The organism is Pseudomonas sp. Pc102 (assembly GCF_018408275.1).
Taxonomy (GTDB): domain Bacteria; phylum Pseudomonadota; class Gammaproteobacteria; order Pseudomonadales; family Pseudomonadaceae; genus Metapseudomonas; species Metapseudomonas tohonis.
Genome location: NZ_AP021905.1, coordinates 2,324,706 through 2,347,712, shown reverse-complemented (window position 1 = coordinate 2,347,712; position 23,007 = coordinate 2,324,706). Strand labels below are relative to the sequence as shown.

Below are 23,007 nucleotides of genomic sequence, written 5' to 3'. Positions count from 1 at the left end.
GGCTTGCAACTGATTTAGATGTCCAGCAGCAGACGAGCCGGGTCTTCCAGCAGGTTCTTGATGGTCACCAGGAAGCTGACGGCTTCCTTGCCATCGATCAGACGGTGATCGTAGGACAGAGCCAGGTACATCATCGGGCGGATGACCACTTGGCCGTTCACGGCCATGGGACGCTGGATGATGTTGTGCATGCCGAGGATGGCGGCCTGCGGCGGGTTGACGATCGGGGTCGACATCATCGAACCGAAAGTACCGCCGTTGGTGATGGTGAAGGTGCCACCGGTCATCTCGTCGATGGACAGTTTGCCCTCGCGCGCCTTCTTGCCGAAGGTGGCGATGCCGTTCTCGACTTCCGCCAGACTCATCAGCTCGGCGTTGCGCAGGACCGGAACCACCAGGCCACGGTCACTGGAAACGGCAACGCCGATGTCCTGGTAGCCGTGGTAGACGATGTCGTTGCCGTCGATCGAGGCGTTGACCGCCGGGAAACGCTTCAGCGCCTCGACGGAAGCCTTGACGAAGAAGGACATGAAGCCCAGGCGGACGCCGTTGTGGGTCTTCTCGAACAGGTCCTTGTACTTCGAACGCAGGGCCATGACTTCGGTCATGTCGACTTCATTGAAGGTGGTCAGCATGGCCATGGTGGACTGGGCTTCGACCAGGCGCTCGGCGACCTTGGCACGCAGGCGGGTCATCGGGACGCGCTTCTCGACGCGATCACCCGCGGCGAAGACCGGGGCTTCGGCGGCCGGAGCGGCAGCCTTGGCAGCCGGGGCGGCGGCCGGAGCGGATTTCTTCGCTTCGACGGCGGCGACCACGTCTTCCTTGGTTACGCGACCGCCCTTGCCGGTGCCAGCGATGCTGTTCGGGTCGATGCCGTTCTCTTCGGCCAGCTTGCGAGCGGCCGGCGAGAGGATGGCGTCGTCGCCACCGGCAGCCGAAGCGGCGGCCTGGGCAGCGGGAGCGGCAGCCGGGGCGGCAGCGGCGGGAGCGGCGGCGGCAGCGCCACCTTCGGTCAGTTTGCCCAGCAGTTCGCCACTGAGGACGGTGTCGCCCTCGTTCTTGACGATCTCGGCCAGGACGCCGTCGGCCTCGGCCAGCACTTCCATCACCACCTTGTCGGTTTCGATGTCGACGATCAGCTCGTCACGCTTCACGGCCTCGCCCGGCTTCTTGTGCCAGGTGGCTACGGTGCCATCGGCAACCGACTCGGGGAATGTAGGGGCTTTGATCTCGATAGCCATTTGTATGGGTTCCTATCTAATTCGGTTTTATCTGCGCGAAGGCGTTAAACAGTAAAGGCATCTTGCAGCAGTTTTTCCTGCTGCTCGGCGTGCATCGAGGCATAGCCGCAGGCCGGCGAGGCCGACGCGTCACGACCGGCGTACTCGAGGAACAGCCCTTTCTTGTGGGCCGCCGCGACACGACGCATGTGATGCTGGCTGCAGTACCAGGCGCCCTGGTTCATCGGCTCTTCCTGGCACCAGACGATGTGCTTGAGGTTCTTGTACTGGGCAAGAACTTCGGCCAGGTCGTCTTCCGGGAACGGATAGAGCTGCTCGATGCGCACGATGGCGATGTCTTCGCGGCCTTCGGCACGACGCTTTTCCAGCAGGTCGTAGTAGACCTTGCCGCTGCACAGCACCAGACGCTCGACCTTCTTCGGATCGATCGGGTCGATCTCGCCGATGACGGTCTGGAACGAACCCTCGGCCAGATCTTCCAGGGTGGAGATGGCGAGTTTGTGGCGCAGCAGGGACTTGGGCGTCAATACGACCAACGGCTTGCGCAGCGGGCGGATCACCTGGCGACGCAGCAGGTGGTAGATCTGCGCCGGGGTGGTCGGCATGCAGACCTGGATGTTGTGCTCGGCGCACAGCTGCAGGTAACGCTCAAGGCGTGCGGAGGAGTGCTCCGGGCCCTGCCCTTCGTAGCCGTGCGGCAGCAGCATGGTCAGGCCGCAGAGACGACCCCACTTGTGCTCGCCACTGGTGATGAACTGGTCGATCACCACCTGGGCGCCGTTGGCGAAGTCACCGAACTGGGCTTCCCAGATCACCAGCGCGTTGGGCGTGGTGGTGGAGTAGCCGTATTCGAAGGCCAGCACGGCCTCTTCGGACAGGTAGGAGTCGTATAGTTCGAAGCTCGGCTGGCCGTCGAACAGGTTCTGCAGCGGCAGGTAGGTGCCGGCGTCCTTCTGGTTGTGCAGCGCCGCATGGCGGTGCGAGAAGGTACCGCGACCCACGTCCTGGCCGGTGATGCGGACCGGGTGGCCTTCGAACAGCAGGGTGGCGTAGGCCATGGTCTCGGCGTAGCCCCAGTTGATCGGCAGGCCGCCGGCGCCCATCTTCTGGCGGTCTTCGAGGATCTTCGAAACCTGGCGCTGGACGACGAAGCCTTCCGGGATCTCCAGCAGCTTGGCGGAGAGATCCTGCAGGGTCTTGAGCTCGAAACGGGTGTCGTGGCGAGCGGTCCAGGCATGGCCCAGGTAGGGGCGCCAGTCGACGAAGAGCTCCTTGTTGGGCTCCTTCACCAGGCTCTTGACCACGTGCTGGCCGTTGTCCAGGGCGGTGCGGTACTCGTCGATCTTGGTCTGCACGCGCTCGTTGTCGAGCACGCCGGACTGGATCAGGGCATCGGCGTAGAGCTCACGCGTGGTGCGCTGCTTGGCGATCTGCTGGTACATCAGCGGCTGGGTGCCGCTCGGCTCGTCGGCCTCGTTGTGGCCGCGACGGCGGTAGCAGACCAGGTCGATGACCACGTCACGCTTGAACTGCATGCGGTAGTCGACGGCCAGCTGGGTCACGAAGAGCACGGCTTCCGGATCGTCGCCGTTCACGTGGAAGATCGGCGCCTGGATCATCTTGGCGACGTCGGTGGCGTACTCGGTGGAGCGCGAGTCGTCCTGACGGCTGGTGGTGAAGCCGACCTGGTTGTTGATGACGATGTGCACGGTACCGCCGGTGCGGTAGCCGCGGGTCTGCGACATCTGGAAGGTTTCCATGACCACGCCCTGGCCCGCGAAGGCGGCGTCGCCGTGGATGGAGATCGGAAGTACCTTGTCGCCGGCCTTGTCCTTGCGGCGGTCCTGACGGGCGCGCACGGAACCCTCGACCACCGGGGAGACGATTTCCAGGTGGGAGGGGTTGAACGCCAGCGCCAGGTGGACTTCGCCGCCCGAGGTCATGACGTTGGAGGAGAAGCCCTGGTGGTACTTGACGTCACCGGAGGACAGGCCCTCGACCTTCTTGCCCTCGAACTCGTCGAACAGGTCGCGCGGGTTCTTGCCGAAGGTGTTGACCAAGACGTTCAGACGGCCGCGGTGGGCCATGCCGATGACGATTTCCTGAGTGCCGTAGGCGCCGGAGCGCTGGATGATCTCGTCCAGCATCGGAATCAGGCTTTCGCCACCTTCCAGGCCGAAACGCTTGGTGCCCGGGTACTTGGTGCCCAGGTACTTTTCCAGGCCTTCGGCTGCGGTCAGGCGCTCGAGCAGGTGGCTCTGCACTTCGGCGGAGAACGCCGGGCGGCCACGCACGCTTTCCAGGCGCTGCTGGAACCACTTGCGCTGGTCGGAATCGACGATGTGGGTGAACTCGGCACCGATGGTGCGGCAGTAGGTCTGCTGCAGCGACTGATGGATCTCGCGCAGGGTCGCTTCTTCCTTGCCGATGTAGAGCTCACCGGTACGGAAGGTGGTGTCGAGGTCGGCGTCGGTCAGGCCGTAATGGTTGATCGACAGATCGGCCGGCACCTTGCGCTGCCAGAGGCCGAGGGGGTCGAGCGTCGCCGCCTGATGGCCGCGCATGCGGTAGGCCTGGATCAGGCGCAGGACTTCGACCTGCTTCTTCTCGTGCTCGCTGCTGACGCTGCCAGCCGAAACGGGCTGGGCACGGCGCTGGTTCTTGGCGAGCAGGACGAAATGGTCGCGGACAGTAGAATGCGATACGTCGGTGGCGGCGTTGCCGTCGGCCGGCAACTTCTGGAAGTAGGTGCGCCACTCTTCGGGCACAGCGTTGGGATCGTGCAGGTAAAGCTCATAGAGCTCTTCCACATATGCAGCGTTGCCACCGGATAGGTGGGCGCTGTTCCACATGCGCTGCATTACGCTTTCTTGCATGCTTGGTCACCCTCGGTAAGGGGACACCACCGGCGTGGAATCATCGTGGTTTCAACAGTCCTGGCACAGCGACTCGGTAAAGCCACCAAGGATCCCGCAGATAGTCCGGGCACCAGCCCGGTTGCCCCTGCTGGTCATCTATGTATTTTCGAGTAAGGACCGCCGCTTTGTGAGCTGCTGTCCTGGTTTTACTGCGGCGCCGGAAGCAAACCGGCGCCGCAGGTGTCACGGGTAAAGCATGAAGCGCATCAAGTACCGCTTTGCAGCAGCATGTGACGTACGTGGCCGATCGCCTTCGTCGGGTTCAGACCCTTGGGGCAGACGCTCACGCAGTTCATGATGCCGCGGCAGCGGAACACGCTGAACGGATCGTCCAGCGCTGCCAGACGCTCTTCGGTCTTGGTGTCACGGCTGTCGGCCAGGAAGCGATAGGCCTGCAGCAGTGCAGCGGGACCGAGGAACTTGTCCGGGTTCCACCAGAAGGAGGGGCAGGAGGTCGAGCAGCAGGCGCACAGGATGCACTCGTACAGACCGTCCAGCTTCTCGCGCTCTTCCGGGGACTGCAGACGCTCGATCGCCGGGGCGGGCGCGTCGTTCTGCAGGAAGGGTTTCACCTTCTCGTACTGCTTGTAGAAGATGCTCATATCGACGACGAGGTCACGGATGACCGGCAGCCCGGGCAGCGGGCGGATCACCAGCTGGCCGCCCTTGAGGCCGGCAGCGGAGATCGGCGTGATGCAGGCCAGGCCGTTCTTGCCGTTGATGTTCATGCCGTCGGAACCGCAGACGCCTTCACGGCAGGAGCGACGGTAGGAGAAACCCTCGTCCTGCTCCTTGATCAGGGCCAGCACGTCCAGGACCATGATGTCCTTGCCGCCGGTATCGACCTGGAAGTCCTGCATGAAGGGCGCAGCGTCCTGGTCCGGGTTGTAGCGATAAACGCTGACTTTCAGAATGTTGGCTTGCGACATATCAGCCACCCTTAATAGGTACGTACTTTGGGTTCAAACGCCGGAACGGTCTTGGGCGTGAAGTTGACGTCGCGCTTGGTAACGCGTTTCTCACCCGGGAAATACAGGGTGTGGCACAGCCAGTTCTCGTCGTCACGATCTTCGAAGTCTTCGCGGGCGTGCGCGCCGCGGGATTCCTTGCGGACCTCCGCTGCGATCGCGGTAGCCTCGGCCACTTCGAGAAGGTTCTGCAGTTCCAGCGCCTCGATACGCGCGGTGTTGAAGGCCTGGCTCTTGTCGGCGATCTTCACGTTGGCGATGCGCTCGCGCAGGTCGGCCAGCTGAGCGATGCCTTTCTGCATGTATTCGCCGGTACGGAATACGCCGAAGTAGTTCTGCATGCAGTTCTGCAGTTCTTTACGCAGCGGAGCCACGTCTTCGCCACTGCTGCGCTCGTTGACGCCGGACAGGCGCTTGAGCGACAGCTCCAGGTCGGTTTCCGAAGCACCGCGATGCTCGATACCTTCCTTGAGGGCTTTTTCCAGGTGCAGGCCGGCAGCACGACCGAATACCACCAGGTCGAGCAGCGAGTTGCCGCCGAGACGGTTGGCACCGTGTACGGATACGCAGGCGACTTCGCCGACCGCGAACAGGCCGTCGATGATGGTGTCCTTGCCGTTGGCATCCTGGGTGATGGCCTGGCCATGGATGTTGGTGGCAACGCCGCCCATCATGTAGTGGCAGGTCGGGATCACCGGCACCGGCGCGACGACAGGGTCGACGTGGGCGAAGGTCTTCGACAGTTCGCAGATACCCGGCAGGCGGCTGTGCAGCACTTCCTCGCCCAGGTGGTCGAGCTTCAGCAGCACGTGGTCCTTGTCCGGGCCACAGCCGTTGCCAGCCAGCACTTCCTTGACCATGGAACGGGCGACCACGTCGCGGCCGGCCAGGTCCTTGGCGTTCGGAGCGTAACGCTCCATGAAGCGCTCGCCATGGGCGTTGATCAGGTAGCCACCCTCGCCACGGCAACCTTCGGTCACCAGCACGCCGGCACCGGCGATACCGGTCGGGTGGAACTGCCACATTTCGATGTCCTGGACCGGCACGCCTGCACGCAGGGCCATGCCGATGCCGTCACCGGTGTTGATCAGGGCGTTGGTGGTGGACGCATAGATGCGGCCAGCGCCGCCCGTGGCCAGCACCACGGCCTTGGAGCGGATGTAGACGGTCTCGCCGGTCTCGATGCAGATGGCGATGATGCCGACCACGGCGCCATCCTGGTTCTTCACCAAGTCGACGGCGTACCACTCGTTGAGGAACGAGGTGCCGTTCTTCAGGTTGGCCTGGTACAGAGTGTGCAGCAGCGCGTGACCGGTACGGTCGGCGGCAGCGCAGGTACGGGCGGCCTGGCCACCCTTGCCGAAGTCCTTGGACTGGCCACCGAACGGACGCTGGTAGATGCGGCCCTGCTCGGTACGGGAGAACGGCAGGCCCATGTGTTCCAGCTCGAACACGGCTTCCGGGCCGACGGAGCACATGTATTCGATCGCGTCCTGGTCACCGATGTAGTCGGAGCCCTTGACGGTGTCGTACATGTGCCAGCGCCAATCGTCGTTCGGGTCGGCCGAAGCGATGGCGCAGGTGATGCCGCCCTGGGCGGAAACGGTGTGAGAACGGGTCGGGAAGACCTTGGTGACCACAGCAGTCTTGTGGCCGCCCTGCGCCAATTGCAGCGCGGCGCGCATACCAGCGCCACCGCCGCCGACGATGATGGCGTCGTAGGAAAGAGTACGAATGCTAGACATGGATCAGATACCCCACAGAATCTGCACGCCCCAGACGAAGTACGCGAACATGGCGATGCCGCAGACTGCCTGGAACAGGAAACGCACAACGGTTGCCCACTTGCCCAGCGCCATCGGCGTCAGGTAGTCAGTGGAGATGGTCCACATGCCAACCCAGGCATGTACACCGAGAGCAACCAGCCCGAGCAGGCTGAAGATGCGCATCCAGTTCTGGGAGAACAGACCATGCCAGTCAGCATAGGTCAGGCCGGGATTCGCAACGAGGTAGCCCAGCAGGAAAAGGAAATAAGCCGCGAGAACGACCGCAGAAACGCGCTGAGCCATCCAGTCATAGAGGCCCGAACGCGAGAAGTTCGTGACATTGGTTACCATACCCACACCCCCGCCAGCACGATCAGCACCGCGGAAATCGCGATGACGATTTTCGAGCCCAGCTTGCCGCCCTCGAGCGTCTCGCCGATACCCGCATCCATCACCAGGTGGCGCACACCGGCGACCAGGTGATAAAGCAATGCGGACAGCAGGCCCCAAATCACAAACTTGGCCAGCGGACTGGTCAGGCACGCCTTCACCTGCTCGAAGCCTTCCTCGGATGCCAGCGACTTGCCGAGCGCGTAAAGCAGCACAGCGATGCCGACGAAGAGGATGACGCCAGAGATACGGTGGAGAATGGACGTGTAAGCAGTGATTGGGAGTTTGATGGTCCTGAGATCTAGGTTTACAGGTCGTTGGCTATTCACGGCTTTTTTTTCACACTGAGGCCCCTAACAATCAGGGCAAGTTGTCGGGAAGTGCACTGGTCAGGTACCCCTCACCAAGGGAGTGCCGACCTCCAGAATACGGGCTTCAGGGCCCCTGGCAGTCGGGCGCTGAGTATAGACAGTTAGCTGACTAATGACAACGGAAAGGCCTCCCCCTAAGAGCGGATTGCGCTCCTTATATAAAAGGCGTAAATAGCGCCCTTTTTCAGCGAAAAACACCCCGCAAACCCCTCTCCTACATGGGTTTCTTCAAATTGACATTCGCATTTATCTCACTATAGTGGTGCGGGCCCTGCGTGGGGGGCTGTCTGATGATTTCAAGCATAAATAGGAGGCCGCTATGGCTGACAAAAAAGCGCAGTTGATCATCGAGGGCATTGCCCCCGTCGAGCTGCCCGTTCTGTCCGGTACCGTAGGTCCCGATGTAATCGATGTGCGGGGCCTGACCTCCACGGGTCGCTTCACTTTTGATCCTGGCTTTATGTCTACCGCCTCTTGCGAGTCGAAGATCACCTACATCGACGGCGACAAGGGCGTGCTGCTTCATCGCGGCTACCCCATCGAACAACTGGCCGAAGAATCCGACTACCTGGAAACCTGCTACCTGCTGCTGAATGGCGAACTGCCCAGCGCCGAGGAGAAGGCCAAGTTCGTCAGCACCGTCAAGAACCACACCATGGTTCACGAACAGCTGAAGAGCTTCTTCAACGGTTTCCGCCGCGACGCCCATCCGATGGCGATCATGTGCGGTGTAGTGGGCGCCCTCTCCGCCTTCTATCACGACTCCCTGGACATCAACGACCCGCACCATCGCGAAATCTCCGCGATCCGCCTGGTCGCCAAGATGCCCACCATCGCTGCCATGGTCTACAAGTACTCCATGGGCCAGCCGATGATGTATCCGCGCAACGACCTTAACTACGCGGAAAACTTCCTGCACATGATGTTCAACACCCCGTGCGAGATCAAACCGATCAGCCCGGTACTGGCCAAGGCCATGGATCGCATCTTCATCCTGCATGCGGACCACGAGCAGAACGCCTCCACCTCCACCGTACGTCTGGCCGGCTCCTCCGGTGCCAACCCGTTCGCCTGCATCGCAGCCGGCATCGCCGCCCTGTGGGGCCCGGCGCACGGCGGTGCCAACGAAGCGGTACTGACCATGCTCGATGAGATCGGCGATGTCTCGAACATCGACAAGTTCATCGCCAAGGCCAAGGACAAGAACGATCCGTTCAAGCTCATGGGCTTCGGTCATCGCGTCTACAAGAACCGCGACCCGCGCGCCACCGTGATGAAGCAGACCTGCGACGAAGTCCTGAAGGAACTGGGGATCACGAACGATCCGCAACTGGAACTGGCCATGCGTCTCGAAGAGATCGCCCTGACCGATCCGTACTTCAAGGAACGCAACCTGTACCCGAACGTCGACTTCTACTCGGGGATCATCCTCAAGGCGATCGGCATCCCGACCAGCATGTTCACCGTGATCTTCGCCCTGGCGCGCACCGTCGGCTGGATCTCCCACTGGAAGGAAATGCTCTCCAGCCCTTACAAGATCGGCCGTCCGCGCCAGCTGTACACCGGCTACGAGCAACGCGACTACGTCTCGCTCGACAAGCGCAAGTAAGACGTACCGCTCCAGGAAAAGCCCCGCACTCGCGGGGCTTTTTCATGGGCGCCAGCCAGGCATGCGAGGCTGGCGGCCACTATCGCCACGCCCCCGTTCACGCACCGATGCGCCTACCGGGCTCTTCCCTCTCGCCACCGCAAGGCGCGCCCCGGCTGCCGCACGAATGAAAAGGCCCCGCATCGCGGGGCCTCTTTTCAATACGACCGTTCGTTCACTTCTTCTCGGCGCGTTCACGCAGGTGGCTGATCGTATTGAACGGCGCATCGACCACGAAGCTGTTGGCCAGCCAGGATGGCACGCTGCCGCCCGGCTCGGTGTGCACCTGATAGGTCACTTCCACCTCGCCCGGGCCCTTGGGCACGAACTTCCACACCCCTTCCACGGCCGCTACGCGCACGAACCCCTTCTCTTCGGGCAGGTACTTGGGCTCACCCTTGAGGGTGCGGATCAGGCTGCCATCGGCACCTTCGGTGGTGGTGGCGTGGATCACCGAGTCACGCGGGGTGACCGGCCAGGGGGTATTGAAGCGGGTGTAGGTCCAGCTGTCGGCGCCTTCCGACTTGAGCAGTTTCTGCTGCTCGCACTCGTGGATCCAGGCGCAGGAGCCGGAAACGTCTTCCTGCAGCTTACGCAGGGTGGCGACGTCGGTCTTGAGGGTGGCGACCCCGCGATAGGCCTTGTACTTGGAACCGGCCACCTCGCTCAGGTACACCTTGATGCCGTCCTCGTCCTTGGCCAACTTCCAGTCTTCGGCATGGGCAGTAGCAACCATCAGCGCCGTCGCGCTGAAGCCGCAGATCATAGCGATTCGTTGCAGCGAAACCATCTTTGTTCTCCTTCTTATGATGACCAGCCGTCGTCCATCCGGACGGCTACTGGATAGATTGACTGACCGCCACGGCCGTCTCTTGTTCCAACCAGCCCAGCAAACGTATCGCCTCTTCCCGGCTGTCGCCACAGACAAAAGGATCGGCATCGAAGTCGCTGCACACCTTCGGGCGGCTTGGCTGGCCGAAGATCGCGCAAAGGTGCTCGACGGAAAGATGGACACACCGCTCCCCCGCTGCCTTGCCATTGGGCATCCCGGGGATCGGAGAACTGATGGAGGGCGCGATGCAACAGGCGCCACAGCCTGCACGGCAGATCATGACGGAGGCCTCTCTGTAAGCCACGGCCGATGAAGGGCGCGAATTCTACCTGCGCCTCCGAATAAATGGGATATCCCCCAATCAGCCCAGCAAAAGCCTCACCCTGATGGGCGCCACCGAACCCGCAGTACGCTCCCGTCGGCCTCAGGAGCCAGTGAGCCCCCGCTCCCGCAGCGCCCGGCGCAACGCTTCGCCCACCGCCGAGCCCTTCGGGTAGAACACCGCCGGCTGGCCGATGGGCGCCGCGACCTCGATCCGTGTGCCCGGCACTGCCCGGTAGGTGGTCCGCGACCACAGATGCACCCAGCTCCCGGCCGGCAATGCCACTTGCAGCCGCCCAACGCCCGCCTCCAATACAGGCGCCACCAGCAGTTGATCGCCCAGCATGAAGCTGCGCGGCTGCAACTCCTGGCTCGCCGGATCGTCGGGATACTGCAGCCAGAGCGGACGCACCAGTGGCAGCCCGCTACCTGCCGCCTCCTCCATCAACGTCTTGCGGTAGGGCGCCAGCGCGGCGAACAGCTGGGCGCAACGGGCGAAGTGGGCCAGGCTCGCCGGCGAGTCGTAGACCTGGGAGTTGTCCGCCGGGCGGTTGCCCTCATGGGTGCGCAGCAGGCTGGTGAAGGCGGAGAACTCCGCCCAGCGCTGCAGCAGTTCCTCGCTGCGGTGGTAATCCTTCAGCGGGTTGCTGATGGTGGTGTAGCCGCCAGCATCGCCGTGGTTCAGGGCGAACCCGGAAAGCCCGCCGGAGAGCAGCCCCAGCAGCGCGCTATGCAGGCCATCGTGGGCGCCCCAGGTCACCAACTGGTCACCCAGCCACATGCTGGTGGTCAGGCCCGGGCTGCGGCTGTAGCCGGCGCGGGTGAAGAACAGCAGCTCCCCTTCCCCGCCAACCTCCTCCACCAGTTCACGGTTGAGCCGCGCCCACTCTTCCGGGAAGCGGTTGTGCAGCAAGGCCGCCTCCTCGCCCGAGGCCGGGCGCGCCTCGAAGGGCAACGCCTCGCCGAAGTCGGCCATCCAGCCGGAAAAGCCCTGGCCGAGCATCTCCGTGCGCAGCACGTCCTTGAGCCAGCGACGCGCCTCGGGGCTGCTCAGGTCGACGAGCCCCGCACTGAAGCTGGTGTTGAGCAGGTCCAGCGGCGCGCCGTCCGCCCCCTTCATCAGGAATCCGCGCTCACGGGCCTCGCGGAACAGATTGCGCTGTTCGCCACCCTTCTCGGTGATGTCCGCCAGGAAGGGATTGGCGTAGGCCAGGGTGCGAATGCCGCGTGCCTCGAGTTCGGCGCTCAGGGCCTGCCACTGCGGGTAGTGGCGCGGGTCGAGGGTCCAGTTCCACCAGAGCTGCTTGCCGAAGGTGGTACTGCGCTGGCCCACCCAGTCCTGCAGCCAGACGCCGGCCAGCGGCACACCGGCCGCATCGACGCGCGCCAGCAACTCGCGCACCCGCTCGGTGCCGCCTTGCAGGCCGAGGATGGCGCCGTGCTGGGTCCAGTCCGGCAGCGGCGCCATGCGCCCGACCACGGAGGTGTGAGCCCGTACCAGGGCGGCCGGGCTGTCGCCGTTGTAGATGCGCGCGGTCAGATTGCCTTCGTGCACCTCCAGGCCCACCCGAGCCGGGTCACGCAGATCGAACACCTGGTAGGCACTGGATTCGCTGAAGAAGGCGCGCAACTTCGAGGTGAGGAAATAGGGCACCGGCGCGTAGCTGCTCGTCCAGTCGCCACCGGCCCGTGCCGTGAGGTCCGCAGCCAGGGTGATGGGCTGCAGGCCGCGGCCGACGCCCTGTTCCTGCACCAGGATGGGCAAACGGCGGCCAGCCAGGTCGAAGGCGCTGAACTGCTCGCCGAAGCCGAAGAAGCGTTCGTCGGCGTCCCGCTGCCAGTTCAGGTAGAGGCGGTTGAGGCGCGGGTCATCCAGGGCCACGGCCAGGCGCACACCGCGTCCGCCATCGGCCTCCAGCACCAGGGCATAGCCGCTCACGGTACCGTCGGCGCAACGCAGGTGGCCCCGCAGCACCAACCGCTGGCCCGCCCCCTGGAAGCTGTCCAGGCTCTGCTCGCGGCAGAGGAGCTTCCGGCGCTCGTCTACGAACAAGGAACCGCGGTGCTCTTCGACCCTGGCCTCGCCGATACCGGCCGCGAGAAAGCCACCCTCGGTGGCCCACAGCCGCTTGCCTGGGTTGCCCTTCGGGCTCAGCGCCAGACCGTGTCCACTCCAGGCCAGTCGGTAGTCACCGAAATCGAAATCACGGGGTACGGCGAAGGCCGGTGGCACCACCAGTTCGGCCAGCACGGCGCGCTGCTTCCACATCTGCAGCCCCTGCCATCCCGCCACCCCCGCCGCCGCAGCCAGCAATATGGCCACCGTCCCTTTCACCCACCTGCGCATCGCTCGCCCCCTTTTCTTGTCCTGCACCGCCATTTAGTCTGGCGCGCCCCCCCTTAAATCGCGGAGTCACCGTCATGCCGGTCTGGCTGCAAACCGCCCTGTTGCTCACCCTGTCCAACGTCTTCATGACGTTCGCCTGGTACGGCCATCTCAAGACCCTGAACACCAAGCCCTGGATCATCGCCGCACTGATCAGCTGGGGGATCGCGCTGTTCGAGTACCTGCTGCAGGTGCCGGCCAACCGCATCGGCTACACGGCGCTGTCGGTCGGCCAGTTGAAGATCATGCAGGAGGTGATCACCCTCGCGGTGTTCGTGCCCTTCAGCGTCTACTTCATGCAGCAGCCGCTGAAGCTCGATTACCTCTGGGCCGGCCTGTGCCTGCTCGGCGCGGTGTACTTCATCTTCCGCGCCTGAGGCCGTTCACGCGCGGCGCGGCGGTCGTTGCGACCGACCGCGCCAGGCTCACTTCGGCGGTTCGAGGCGGGTGATCAGGCTGGAGGTATCCCAGCGCCCGCCGCCCTCGGCCTGGATCTCGCCGTAGAAGCGGTCCACCAGTTCGGTGACCGGCAATTGCGCGCCGTTGCGCTGTGCCTCGGCGAAGACGATGGCGAAGTCCTTGCGCATCAGGTCCACGGCGAAGCCGAAGTCGAACTTGCCTTCGAGCATGCTCTGGTGGCGGTGTTCCAGTTGCCAGGACTGCGCCGCGCCCTTGCCGATCACCTCCATGGCCGCCGCCGCATCGAGCCCGGAGCGACGGGCGAAATGCAGGGCCTCGGAAAGCCCCTGGAGCAGCCCGCCGACGCAGATCTGGTTGACCATCTTGGTCAGTTGGCCGCTGCCCACCGGGCCCATCAGCCGGGTCATCCGTGCGTAGCTGTCGATCACCGGCGCCGCCCGCTCGTAGAGTTCGCGCTCCCCCCCGACCATCACCGTCAGCATGCCGCTCTCGGCGCCCGCCTGGCCGCCGGAGACCGGCGCATCGAGAAAGCCCAGCCCACGCTCGGCGGCCAGGGCGGCCAGCTCCCGGGCCACATCGGCCGAGGCGGTGGTGTGATCCACCAGCACGCTGCCGGGCTGCATGCCGGCGAAGGCGCCGTGCTCACCCAGCACCACCGCGCGCAGGTCATCGTCGTTGCCCACGCAGGTCATCACCAGGTCCGAGCCCTGCGCCGCCTCGCGCGGGGTGGCGAAGCTGTCGCCACCGAATTCGTCGCACCAGAGCGAGGCCTTCTCCGGCGAGCGGTTGTAGACGCGTACCTCGTGCCCTTCGCACGCCAGGTGGCCGGCCATGTGGAAGCCCATCACGCCGAGCCCGATAAAGGTCACCTTCGCCATCTCAAACCCTCCTCTGTGCAAGTCCCAGGAAGCCTAACACGCGGTTTGCCGAGCCGCGAAAGCCCCTCCATACTCGCCCGGAAGTTGCCGCAACACCCCGCAAGCGCCAAGGAGAGCCCCATGCCGCACTGGCTGGTGATAGACCTGGAGGCCACGACCGAGGAAGGCGGCTGGCCCCTGGAAGACATGGAGATCATCGAGATCGGCGCCTCGGTCGTGGCCGCCGACGGTCGCGAGGTGGATCATTTCCAGCGCTTCGTGCGCCCATTGCGTCGCCCCTGCCTGACCACCTTCTGCCGCCAGCTGACCCACATCAGCCAGGCCAGCGTCGACAGCGCCGCGCCGCTGGCGCAGGTCTGGCCGACCTTCGAACGCTGGCTGCAGAACTACCAGCCACGCCTGGTCAACTGGGTCAGCTGGGGCGATTACGACCGCCGCCAGCTGGAGCAGGAGTGGCGCCAGCAGCAATTGGTCAGCCGCCTCGCCACCATTCCCCATCTCAACCTCAAGCAGCACTTCGCCCGCGTCCGCCAGCTCAAGCAGCCGGTGGGCCTGCACACCGCGCTGCAACTGGCCGGCCTCAGCTTCCAGGGCCAGCAGCACCGGGCCCTGGAAGATGCACGCAACACCGCGCGCCTGCTGCCCCTGGTACTCCCCGCGACCTCCTGAAACGCCCCGCCGCATTGCCTAGTGACGCTGCAAAGCGGCTTGGGCATACTGGCGGGCCCTTTTTCCAACCCCTCTCAAGGATCCCTGCCATGTTCAAGGTCAACGAGTACTTCGACGGCACCGTCAAATCCATCGCCTTCGGCATGAGCGAAGGCCCCGCCACCATCGGCGTGATGGCCCCCGGCGAATACGAATTCGGCACCAGCCAGCTGGAAGTGATGCACGTCGTCGCCGGCGCCCTGACCGTCAAGCTGCCGGGCAGCGACAGCTGGGAAACCTTCGCCGCCGGCAGCAAGTTCACCGTGCCGGCCGACAGCAAGTTCCAGTTGAAAGTCGCCCAGGACACCGCGTACCTCTGCGAATACCGCTGAGTTGTGATGTGGTGAAGAACCGGCCCGAGTGGCCGGTTTTTTATGGGTGCGATGCGGGTCCCAAGAGACGAGGCTGGGCTTCGCATTGATGGGTTTCGCTTCGCTCGCGGAACGCCGCCCGACCCATCCTGCGGAGAGCCGTAGCCAGCGCGGCTACTCCCCTTCCCGGATCGCCACCTTGATGCGCATGCCTTCCAGCTCCGCCAGGTACTCGGCGCGGCTGAACAGGCCGATGCAGGGCATCGCGCCGCGCGCCGCCAGGGTGCCCGTGGCGAGCTTGCGCACCAGCGCCACGGCGGCCATGCAGGGGATGTTGGGGCCATCGTTGTCGTAGGCGACCAGTTCCCAGGTGAGCACCAGCGGCCGGCCCTCGCCATCCAGCCCGCGCAGCGTCACGAACATGCCGCTGAGGCCGTCGCCCAGGGGCTCCACCAGCACCGCCCCCCGGCGCAGCAGCGACGCCAGGCCGACGGCGTTGCGCACCAGCCCGCCGCGCACCAGCCAGGACAGCGCCCAGGTGCCGAACTGGGTGAGACGCAGGCCGACGCCGGCGCGGAAGCTGACGTCGCGCACGCCCGGGTAGCGCACGGGGAAGAGTTCGAGGTCGGGAATGTCGCAAACGCCTACCCAGCGCGGCCCCATCGGCGCGCGGAAGGCGTGCCGGCGCAGGCCCTGCCAGCCGTGGAGCGAGCCCCAGGCGCCGTCCTGCCAGACCCGCACCGGCCGGCCGCAGTAGCCGAGCACCGCTTCGAGGGTCGACAGCCCCGGCGTCTTCTCCGAGGAACTGATGCCGTGTTCGATGCTGTCCAGCCGGCTGAAGCGCGGCAGCAGCTCGTCCACCACGGCCGCGCTCAGCCCCGGAACCGAGCTGGCGCCAGCACAGACCAGCAGGCCGCGCTCGCGGGCAGCGGCGTCCAGTCGGCCGATGCCGCAGACGAAGGCCCGTGCATCGGCCAGGTCGATGTAATGGCAGCCCGCCTCCAGCGCCGCCTCGGCGACCCGGTAGTCCTGCCCCTGGAAGGGCCCGACCGTGGACACCACCACCTGGGCCCCCAGCTCGACGAAGGCCTGGGCCAACCCGGCCTGGTCGATATCCAGGCGTGCCGCCTCGCAACCGGTTTCCACGGCCAGCGCCCGGGCCTTGGCCAGGTCACGCCCGGCGGCGATCACGCCGAGACCTCCGATACTGCGCAGGCGCCGCACGATCAACCGGCCGAAATTGCCGTAGCCCCCAGCACCAGCACCCTCAATCCATCTTTCACCACTGACTCCCTGTGAGGCCGCTCAGGCCGTTTCTCTCGACGTGGAAAACTGCAACTCTGCCAGGCGCGCATAGAGCGGGCTGCTCAGCACCAGCTCCTGGTGGCGACCGATGGCGACCAGTCGGCCCTGGTCGATGACCGCGATGCGATCGGCACTCTGCACCGTGGCCAGGCGGTGGGCGATCACCAGCGTGGTGCGCCCGCTCATCACCTCGGGCAGGGCCTGCTGGATCAGGTGCTCGCTCTCGGCGTCCAGCGCACTGGTGGCTTCATCGAGGAGCAGGATCGGGGCATCCACCAGCAATGCACGGGCGATGGCCAGGCGCTGCCGCTGGCCACCGGAGAGACCGATGCCGCCGTCGCCCAGGTGCGTCTGGTAGCCCTGGGGCATGCGCTGGATGAATTCGTGGGCGTGGGCCGCCCGTGCCGCGGCCTCGACTTCGGCCTGGCTGGCAGCGGGCCGGCCGTAGCGGATGTTGTCCTCGACGCTGCCGAAGAACAGCGCCGGGCTCTGCGACACCAGGGCGAAGCAGCGACGCAGGTCGGCCGGGTCCAGGCGCTGGATCGGCAGGCCGTCCACCCGCACCTCGCCCTCGGTGGGATCGAAGAAACGCAGCAGCAGGTCGAAGAGCGTGGACTTGCCGGCTCCCGAGGGCCCGACCAGCGCCAGGGTCTCGCCAGGGCGCACGCGCAGGTCGATGCCGTCGATGGCCAGGCTCTGCGGCCGCGTCGGGTAGGCGAACCGCAGGCCTCGCAACTCCAGCTCGCCCTCGACCCGCTCGGGCAGGCGCAGCAGGTCGCTCTCGGGCGCCTTGATGGTGCTGCGGGTCTGCAACAGTTCGGCGATGCGCTCGGCGGCACCGGCGGCACTCTGCAGCTCGCCGATCACCTCGCTGATGGCACCGAAGGCGGAACCGACGATCAGGCTGTAGAACACGAAGGCCGCCAGGTCACCGCCGGAGATGCGCCCGGCGATCACGTCCATGCCGCCGACCCAGAGCATCACCCCCACCGCGCCGAGCACCAGCACGATGACCACGGTGATCAGCCAGGCGCGCTGGGCGATGCGCTTGCGCGCGGTGTCGAAGGCGCCTTCCACCGTGTGGCCGAAGCGCTCGCGGTCCTGGGCCTGGTGGTTGTAGGCCTGCACCGTCTTGATCTGCCCCAGGGTCTCGCCGACGTAGCTGCCGACATCGGCGATGCGGTCCTGGCTCTGCCGCGAGAGGTTGCGCACGCGGCGGCCGAAAATGAGGATCGGCGCCACCACCAGTGGCAGCGCGACGACCACGATGCCGGTCAGCTTGGGGTTGGTGACGAACAACAGGGCGATGCCGCCGATCAGCATGATGCCGTTGCGCAGCGCCAGGGACAGCGAGGAGCCGATCACCGATTGCAGCAGCGTGGTGTCGGCGGTCAGGCGCGACTGGATCTCCGAGGCGCGGTTGGTTTCGAAGAAGCCGGGGTGCAGCTCGATCAGGTGGTTGAACACCCGCTTGCGGATATCGGCGACGAAGCGCTCACCCACCCAGGACACCAGGTAGAAGCGGCTGAAGGTACCCAGCGCCAGGGCCACCACGAGGACGAAGAACAGCAGGATCGAATGGTTCAGCGCTTGCGGTGACTGGGTCGCCAGCCCCTGGTCCACCAGCAGGCGGATGCCCTGCCCCATCGACAGCGTGATGGCGGCGGTGAACAGCAATGCCAGCAGCGCACCGATCACCCGCCAGCGATAGGGAGCGACGAAGCGCGCGGCCATGCGCAGGGCGTTGCGCTGGCGAGAGGAAAGCAGACCCATTGCGAGGACTCGTTCGGGAGGAGGCGCCACTCTGCGGTTTTTCCCGGCGCGGCGCCAGCGGCATGGAACCGCTTAGTGGTCGGCGTGGAGAAAGCGTCGTTCGTGGTCGGGGTCCGGCAACAGGCAGACCTCGTGGCGACCGAACAGCCGGTAGCGGTTCAGCGCGATGCGGTCGTAGAGCCAGTCGCGCAGGAACGCCGGCACCACGCGCGCCACCGAGGCCAGGCGCCATGGCCACGGCAGCTGGCGGGCGATGCGCAGCACCGCGTCGGAGCGCACGAACAGATCACGCCCCTCGATGTAGGCCATGGTGTCGAAGTGGTCGGTGGGCATGCCATACCAGCGCAGGATCGCCTGGCCTTCGGGGGATTGCACCGAGGCCAGCTTGAACAGGCGCTCGCGGTCATGACGGATCAGGAAGCGCGCCCAGCCGTTGCACAGCTTGCACACGCCATCGAAGAGCACCACCCGTTCGCCGGGCTGGATGTGGGGAGGAAAGGAATCGGCGCTCATCACGCGCTCCCGCTCAGGAAAGGATGGTGCGGATACTAGCAGGCGCCGATTCAACGTTCTGCGAAGCGGTAGTGCCCGATGATCCGGTAGCGGAAGAGGATGTCCTCCTCCTGTGTGCCCCGCCCGATGTTGTGCAGCGCCAGCGGCGCGCCATCGACACCGGTGCGGTCGGACAGGATGCCGATGTGCTGCAGGCCGCGCCCCAGGTCCCAGGTGACGATGTCGCCGGGCCGATAGCTGGCGGCCTGGTCGCTCGGGGTCAGCGCCATGCCCTGGCGCTTGAACCAGGTCATCAGGTTGGGCACGCGGCGATGGTCGATGTTCGGGTCGGGGCGCTTCAGGCCCCAGTTGCGCGGGTAGGCGGAAAAGTGACTGCGCATGTCCTCGTGCACCACTTTCTGCAGGTCCAGGCCCTGCTCGCGCAATGCGCGGATCACCACATCGGTGCACACCCCGGTGGCCAGCGGTACGTCGCCACCGGGGTAGGCGATGCGCCGGTAGACCGCGTCGTAGCTAAGGGTCACGCCGATCTGGGCACGCGCCGAATCCACCAGACGCCCGGCATCCACCGCTGCCTCGGCCCCCAGGCTGGCCAGCAGCAGGCACAGGCAGAACAGTCGCTTGAACATGATCAACCTCGCCCTTGTGGGAATTGCGGCAGGGCATCGTCGATGTCCCACCAGTTGGCCTTGGAGGCCACGTAGGCGTGGTTCGCGGGGCGCGTGGCCAGCTCGCCTTCCAGCAGGCCGGCGCGGATGCGCAGTACGCCGGGGGCCTTCTCGCTCATGCTGTAGAGGGGCGAGCCACACTGCTCGCAGAACACCCGCTGCTTGCCCGGCGAGGAGCTGAAGGCGCGCAGCAGCCCTGCTCCGGCGAGCAGGCGGAAGCGCGTCTCGTCCACCGGGATATTGGTGACGAAGGGCGTGCCCTGCGCCTTGCGGCACTGGCTGCAGTGACAGATCTGGATCGGCGCCAGCTCACCCTCGATTTCGAAGCGGACTCCGCCGCACAGGCAACCACCCTGGACCATGTTTCCCTCCTCGGACAGGTGTGCAGCGGCAAGAGTAGCGGAGCGGAAGGCAACGGAAAATGCCCGATGGTGTGAGCCATCGGGCCAAGGGTATTCAGCTGTGCAAAGGAGCCTGCCGATCCGGGATTCCACCCCCGACGCCCCAACCATAAGCCCTGAGGAGAATGCGCCGGGGGTGGAAGCACCGGATCGGCAGGCCCGGCCAACCTTAAGGATCGGCCTGGTGCATTGCCAGGGGCGCCCGCCGCTTGCGCTTTAGGTCGGTTCCCAGCGCGCTGTAGTCATCTGCCGGTCAGGCCTCCGGGTCGACTTCGCCGCCCCAGCCCAGCGGGTACAGCAGCTCTTCCTTGTAGCCCGCCCAGACGCGCACCGCATCGGGGAAGGCGTCGTCCAGCTGGGGATCACCGCTGTCCACCAGCAGGGGCCGGCCTTCGAGGGTGCCGAGCTTGCGTTTGGTGGCGACCACCCGCAGGCGTTCGAGGCCGATGGCGCGCAGCACGCGCGGGCTGATCTGCTGGTTGCCGCGGCCGATGATGTGGCCCTGGCCGCCGATGGCGGTGACCAGAAGGAAGGCCGGATGGCCATCCACGAGCGCGAACAGCTGGGCCTCGGTGACGTCACGGGCGATCACCTGCCCGTTCTCGATCACGTCCACGCCCAGCAGGGTGGTCTCCAGGCCGAGGTTGCCCGCCAGGCCATGCAGGGTCGAGCCGGGGCCGAAGACATAGCGCACGCCTGCCTCCCAGCTGTCCGCCAGCCAATCGGCGAGTTCGACCAGCACCAGCTCCTCGGACTCCATGCCCGCCTGCTTCACCTGCTGCATGAAGTGGCCCTCCACCGGCACCGTCAGCTCGCCGTACCAGCGCGCCGCCACCTTGCCGTCGCGCAGGGCGGCCTCGTCGAGGTCGCGCACCTCGCCGCTGGCCAGGCGCACCAGCCCGCCCTCCACCAGGCGTCGCGCCAGCTCGCCAGCGGCGCGCGGGCTGATGGCATAGACCCCGGAATGGATCTTCACCCCCGCCGGGATGCCCAGCACCGGCTGGTCTTCACGGGCAGCCGCGCTGACGTCCCGGGCCGTGCCGTCGCCCCCGGCGAAGAGGATCAGCGACACCCCCGCCTCCTGCAGCGCCACCACGGCATGGCGGGTGTCGGCGGCGCTGCTGGTGGCACCCTCCAGGGCTCCGACCAGGCGATGACGGAAACCCATGCGCGCCAGGAGGTCAGCGCCCATGGCGCCGGGGAAGGTGAGGAATTCGAGGCGCTCCGCCAGGGGCAGCAGGGACTCCAGCGCCAGGCGCGTGCGCTCCTCGGCACGAGGCAGGGCGCCCCGCGCCTGGGCCTCGGCGGCGACACCGTCGCTGCCCTTGAGTGCAGCCGTGCCGCCCAGCCCGGCCAGGGGATTGATGATCAGGCCCATACGGAATGTCGACATGCCAACCTCTTCGCTGAACTCTCGGCCCGCGCTGCGGGTCAACCTGTGGGGCCGGACGGTCAGCGCGATTGGCACAATCGCTGCAGATACCCTCCGGTCCCATTGCTTTACGGCGTAATACTGGCGCCTGACTGTCACTGCGCGTTCATCTATGGGACCTAGACTGCGCGCACCACCTGATGAGGAGACAGGCCATGAGCTTGCAGAACAGCACTACCACCCGCCGGGTCGTTCCACTTCAACCGCAGCAGCCCGTTGGCGGCGCGATCATCGACGCGCAAGGTCGCGAGATTCCGATCACCGAAGGCATGATCCAGCATGCCTGCAAGGAACTGGACAGGCAGTCGGTCAGCACCCGCAAACAGGCCTGACCCCGCTTCGCTCCACTCCGAAGGCCCGGGCACCTGCCCGGGCCTTTTCATTCCAGCGTCCTGGCCGGTGATCAGGCCAGCTCGGCGCCCAGCGCCCTCACCCACTGCGCCAGTTGCGGCGCCTCGCCCTGGAGCCGGACCCGCAGGCCGTCGATTTCCCGGCGCACCGGGTAGTGCTTGCGCAGGGTATCGAAGGCCAGGCGGCGCTGCGCGGCATCGCCCACCAGGCTGCGGCGGAAGTCGGCGTCGTCGCGGCGCGGGTCGTACACCGCGCGGCACAGCATGGCCAGGGCCCAGACCGGGTCGGCGCTGGCGTCCAGGGTCAATTCAGGCAGCCAGGGCGCGGGCAGCAACGCATCCAGATGCACGCTTTCCTCGAGGCCCTGGGCACGGCAGAACGCCTGGTAGATCTGCGCGGTGCCGCGCAGCTTGCCGTCCAGGCTGTAGCCGGCGATGTGCGGCGTGGCGATACGGCACAGCGCGGCCAGTTCCGGGTCTACCTCAGGCTCGCCTTCCCAGACGTCCAGTACCGCGCGCAGGTCCGGCCGGCTGCGCAGCGCATCGCGCAGTGCCGGGTTGTCCACCACCGCGCCCCGGCTGGCGTTGATCAGCCAGCAGCCGGGCTTCAGTCGCGCCAGTTCAGCGGCGCCCAGCAGATGGTGGGTGGGGTGGGCGCCGCCCTTGTCCAGCGGCGTATGCAGGCTGATGGCGTCGCAATGCTCCAGCAGGGTCTCCAGGTCGACATAGTCTCCGCCTTCGGCCGCCTGGCGCGGCGGGTCGCAGACCAGCACCCGCCAGCCCAGGCCGCGCAGCACCTCCACCAGGCGCCCGCCCACCTGGCCGGCACCGACCACACCGTAGGTACGGGTCGTCGGCGACACGCCCTCGTCCTCGGCCAAAGTCAGCAGGCTGCCCAGCACGAAATCCACCACCCCACGTGCGTTGCAGCCGGGGGCACTGGACCAGGCGATGCCGGCCTCGGCGAACCCGTCCAGATCCAGGTGATCGGTGCCGATGGTGCAGGTGCCGACGAAGCGCACCGCGCTGCCTTCCAGCAGGGCGCGGTCGACACGGGTCACCGAGCGCACCAGCAATACCTCGGCATCGCCCAGGGCGGCCCGGTCGATGGCCCGCCCCGGCAGGCGGCGGATGGGGCCGAAGGCGCCGAAGAAGGCGTCGACCAGGGGGATGTTTTCGTCAGCAAGGATTCGCATGGCGCTCTCCGGAGGCAAGGCGGTCATTCTACGGAATCCACCCACCCGGCGTCGCCTCGCGGGTAGGCATCGCCCCCTCTTTCCTGACTGCGCCGTCAAGGCGTAGACTACGCGGTCTTTCGCCTCCGCTGCCCTCTATCGCCGGCATTCCCCCTGCCACGGCCAGGCCAGCGCCCGTTGCGAGCCCATCGCAGCCAGGCATGCCCAC

At 65.9% G+C, this 23,007-nt stretch carries 22 protein-coding genes; 5 read left to right on the top strand and 17 right to left on the bottom strand.

The window, feature by feature from the left end:
* Positions 1-14: 14 nt before the first annotated feature.
* The 6 genes from odhB to sdhC all read right to left on the bottom strand — a co-directional run bounded on the left by odhB (position 15) and on the right by sdhC (position 7,615).
* On the bottom strand, positions 15-1,244 hold the full coding sequence (odhB, locus tag PHLH3_RS10935; RefSeq protein WP_213629213.1) for a 2-oxoglutarate dehydrogenase complex dihydrolipoyllysine-residue succinyltransferase: 1,230 nt from the start codon (positions 1,242-1,244) through the stop codon (positions 15-17).
* 44 nt (positions 1,245-1,288) lie between these two features.
* On the bottom strand, positions 1,289-4,120 hold the full coding sequence (locus tag PHLH3_RS10930) for a 2-oxoglutarate dehydrogenase E1 component (RefSeq protein WP_173179517.1): 2,832 nt from the start codon (positions 4,118-4,120) through the stop codon (positions 1,289-1,291).
* A 248-nt stretch (positions 4,121-4,368) separates the two neighbouring features.
* Positions 4,369-5,076: a succinate dehydrogenase iron-sulfur subunit gene (locus PHLH3_RS10925; RefSeq protein ID WP_111262889.1), complete on the bottom strand. Its 708-nt coding sequence runs from the start codon at positions 5,074-5,076 to the stop codon at positions 4,369-4,371.
* A gap of 26 nt (positions 5,077-5,102) precedes the next feature.
* Entirely contained in the window at positions 5,103-6,875 is a 1,773-nt protein-coding gene (gene sdhA / locus PHLH3_RS10920) for a succinate dehydrogenase flavoprotein subunit (RefSeq protein ID WP_213629212.1), read from the bottom strand.
* Between the two features lie 3 nt (positions 6,876-6,878).
* Positions 6,879-7,247 carry a succinate dehydrogenase, hydrophobic membrane anchor protein gene (gene sdhD, locus PHLH3_RS10915; protein WP_111262871.1) on the bottom strand — a complete coding sequence of 123 codons (369 nt, stop codon included), beginning with the start codon at positions 7,245-7,247 and terminating at the stop codon, positions 6,879-6,881.
* Positions 7,241-7,615 carry a succinate dehydrogenase, cytochrome b556 subunit gene (sdhC, locus tag PHLH3_RS10910; RefSeq protein WP_111262870.1) on the bottom strand — a complete coding sequence of 125 codons (375 nt, stop codon included), beginning with the start codon at positions 7,613-7,615 and terminating at the stop codon, positions 7,241-7,243. Before sdhC ends, sdhD begins: the two co-directional genes overlap by 7 nt.
* Before the next feature lie 361 nt (positions 7,616-7,976).
* On the opposite strand from sdhC, the gene gltA reads away from it, so the two are divergent.
* Positions 7,977-9,266 (top strand): citrate synthase, encoded by a 1,290-nt coding sequence (gene gltA / locus PHLH3_RS10905; RefSeq protein ID WP_111262869.1) that lies wholly within the window; start codon positions 7,977-7,979, stop codon positions 9,264-9,266.
* 214 nt (positions 9,267-9,480) lie between these two features.
* Here the strand turns inward: gltA and PHLH3_RS10900 are convergent, their stop codons facing one another.
* The 3 genes from PHLH3_RS10900 to PHLH3_RS10890 form a co-directional block, all read right to left on the bottom strand.
* On the bottom strand, positions 9,481-10,095 hold the full coding sequence (locus tag PHLH3_RS10900; RefSeq protein ID WP_213629211.1) for an START domain-containing protein: 615 nt from the start codon (positions 10,093-10,095) through the stop codon (positions 9,481-9,483).
* Positions 10,096-10,141: 46 nt separating this feature from the next.
* The gene (locus tag PHLH3_RS10895; RefSeq protein ID WP_213629210.1) at positions 10,142-10,417 is read right to left on the bottom strand and encodes a YkgJ family cysteine cluster protein; all 276 of its coding nucleotides are present in this window, start codon (positions 10,415-10,417) and stop codon (positions 10,142-10,144) included.
* 144 nt (positions 10,418-10,561) lie between these two features.
* Entirely contained in the window at positions 10,562-12,727 is a 2,166-nt protein-coding gene (locus PHLH3_RS10890) for an alpha-glucosidase (protein WP_213629209.1), read from the bottom strand.
* A gap of 152 nt (positions 12,728-12,879) precedes the next feature.
* On the opposite strand from PHLH3_RS10890, the gene PHLH3_RS10885 reads away from it, so the two are divergent.
* Positions 12,880-13,221, top strand: a complete 342-nt coding sequence (locus PHLH3_RS10885) for a DMT family protein (RefSeq protein WP_043247147.1) — start codon at positions 12,880-12,882, stop codon at positions 13,219-13,221.
* Between the two features lie 48 nt (positions 13,222-13,269).
* On the opposite strand, the gene PHLH3_RS10880 is transcribed toward PHLH3_RS10885, so the two are convergent.
* Positions 13,270-14,142 carry an NAD(P)-dependent oxidoreductase gene (locus PHLH3_RS10880; RefSeq protein ID WP_213629208.1) on the bottom strand — a complete coding sequence of 291 codons (873 nt, stop codon included), beginning with the start codon at positions 14,140-14,142 and terminating at the stop codon, positions 13,270-13,272.
* A gap of 120 nt (positions 14,143-14,262) precedes the next feature.
* Here PHLH3_RS10880 and PHLH3_RS10875 point away from each other — a divergent pair, with 120 nt between their 5' ends.
* Together PHLH3_RS10875 and PHLH3_RS10870 are read left to right on the top strand one after the other, a co-directional pair.
* On the top strand, positions 14,263-14,811 hold the full coding sequence (locus tag PHLH3_RS10875) for an exonuclease domain-containing protein (RefSeq protein ID WP_213629207.1): 549 nt from the start codon (positions 14,263-14,265) through the stop codon (positions 14,809-14,811).
* Positions 14,812-14,900: 89 nt separating this feature from the next.
* On the top strand, positions 14,901-15,182 hold the full coding sequence (locus PHLH3_RS10870) for a pyrimidine/purine nucleoside phosphorylase (RefSeq protein ID WP_111262861.1): 282 nt from the start codon (positions 14,901-14,903) through the stop codon (positions 15,180-15,182).
* 153 nt (positions 15,183-15,335) lie between these two features.
* On the opposite strand, the gene PHLH3_RS10865 is transcribed toward PHLH3_RS10870, so the two are convergent.
* From PHLH3_RS10865 to PHLH3_RS10840, 6 genes are all read right to left on the bottom strand, one after another.
* Positions 15,336-16,352, bottom strand: a complete 1,017-nt coding sequence (locus PHLH3_RS10865) for a saccharopine dehydrogenase NADP-binding domain-containing protein (RefSeq protein WP_244863015.1) — start codon at positions 16,350-16,352, stop codon at positions 15,336-15,338.
* A gap of 114 nt (positions 16,353-16,466) precedes the next feature.
* Positions 16,467-18,239 carry an ABC transporter transmembrane domain-containing protein gene (locus PHLH3_RS10860; protein WP_213629206.1) on the bottom strand — a complete coding sequence of 591 codons (1,773 nt, stop codon included), beginning with the start codon at positions 18,237-18,239 and terminating at the stop codon, positions 16,467-16,469.
* 72 nt (positions 18,240-18,311) lie between these two features.
* Entirely contained in the window at positions 18,312-18,752 is a 441-nt protein-coding gene (locus tag PHLH3_RS10855) for a thiol-disulfide oxidoreductase DCC family protein (RefSeq protein WP_213629205.1), read from the bottom strand.
* A gap of 50 nt (positions 18,753-18,802) precedes the next feature.
* Complete coding sequence (locus PHLH3_RS10850) at positions 18,803-19,381, bottom strand: DUF1287 domain-containing protein (RefSeq protein ID WP_213629204.1); 579 nt, start codon at positions 19,379-19,381, stop codon at positions 18,803-18,805.
* 2 nt (positions 19,382-19,383) lie between these two features.
* Positions 19,384-19,782 carry a GFA family protein gene (locus tag PHLH3_RS10845; RefSeq protein ID WP_213629203.1) on the bottom strand — a complete coding sequence of 133 codons (399 nt, stop codon included), beginning with the start codon at positions 19,780-19,782 and terminating at the stop codon, positions 19,384-19,386.
* Positions 19,783-20,074: 292 nt separating this feature from the next.
* Positions 20,075-21,214: an ATP-NAD kinase family protein gene (locus tag PHLH3_RS10840; RefSeq protein WP_213629202.1), complete on the bottom strand. Its 1,140-nt coding sequence runs from the start codon at positions 21,212-21,214 to the stop codon at positions 20,075-20,077.
* A 194-nt stretch (positions 21,215-21,408) separates the two neighbouring features.
* Between PHLH3_RS10840 and PHLH3_RS10835 the strand changes: the two genes are divergently transcribed.
* A complete protein-coding gene (locus tag PHLH3_RS10835; protein ID WP_213629201.1) occupies positions 21,409-21,585 on the top strand; it encodes a PA1571 family protein in 177 nt (58 codons plus the stop codon).
* Positions 21,586-21,656: 71 nt separating this feature from the next.
* On the opposite strand, the gene pdxB is transcribed toward PHLH3_RS10835, so the two are convergent.
* Positions 21,657-22,799 (bottom strand): 4-phosphoerythronate dehydrogenase PdxB, encoded by a 1,143-nt coding sequence (pdxB, locus tag PHLH3_RS10830; protein ID WP_213629200.1) that lies wholly within the window; start codon positions 22,797-22,799, stop codon positions 21,657-21,659.
* Positions 22,800-23,007 lie beyond the last annotated feature (208 nt).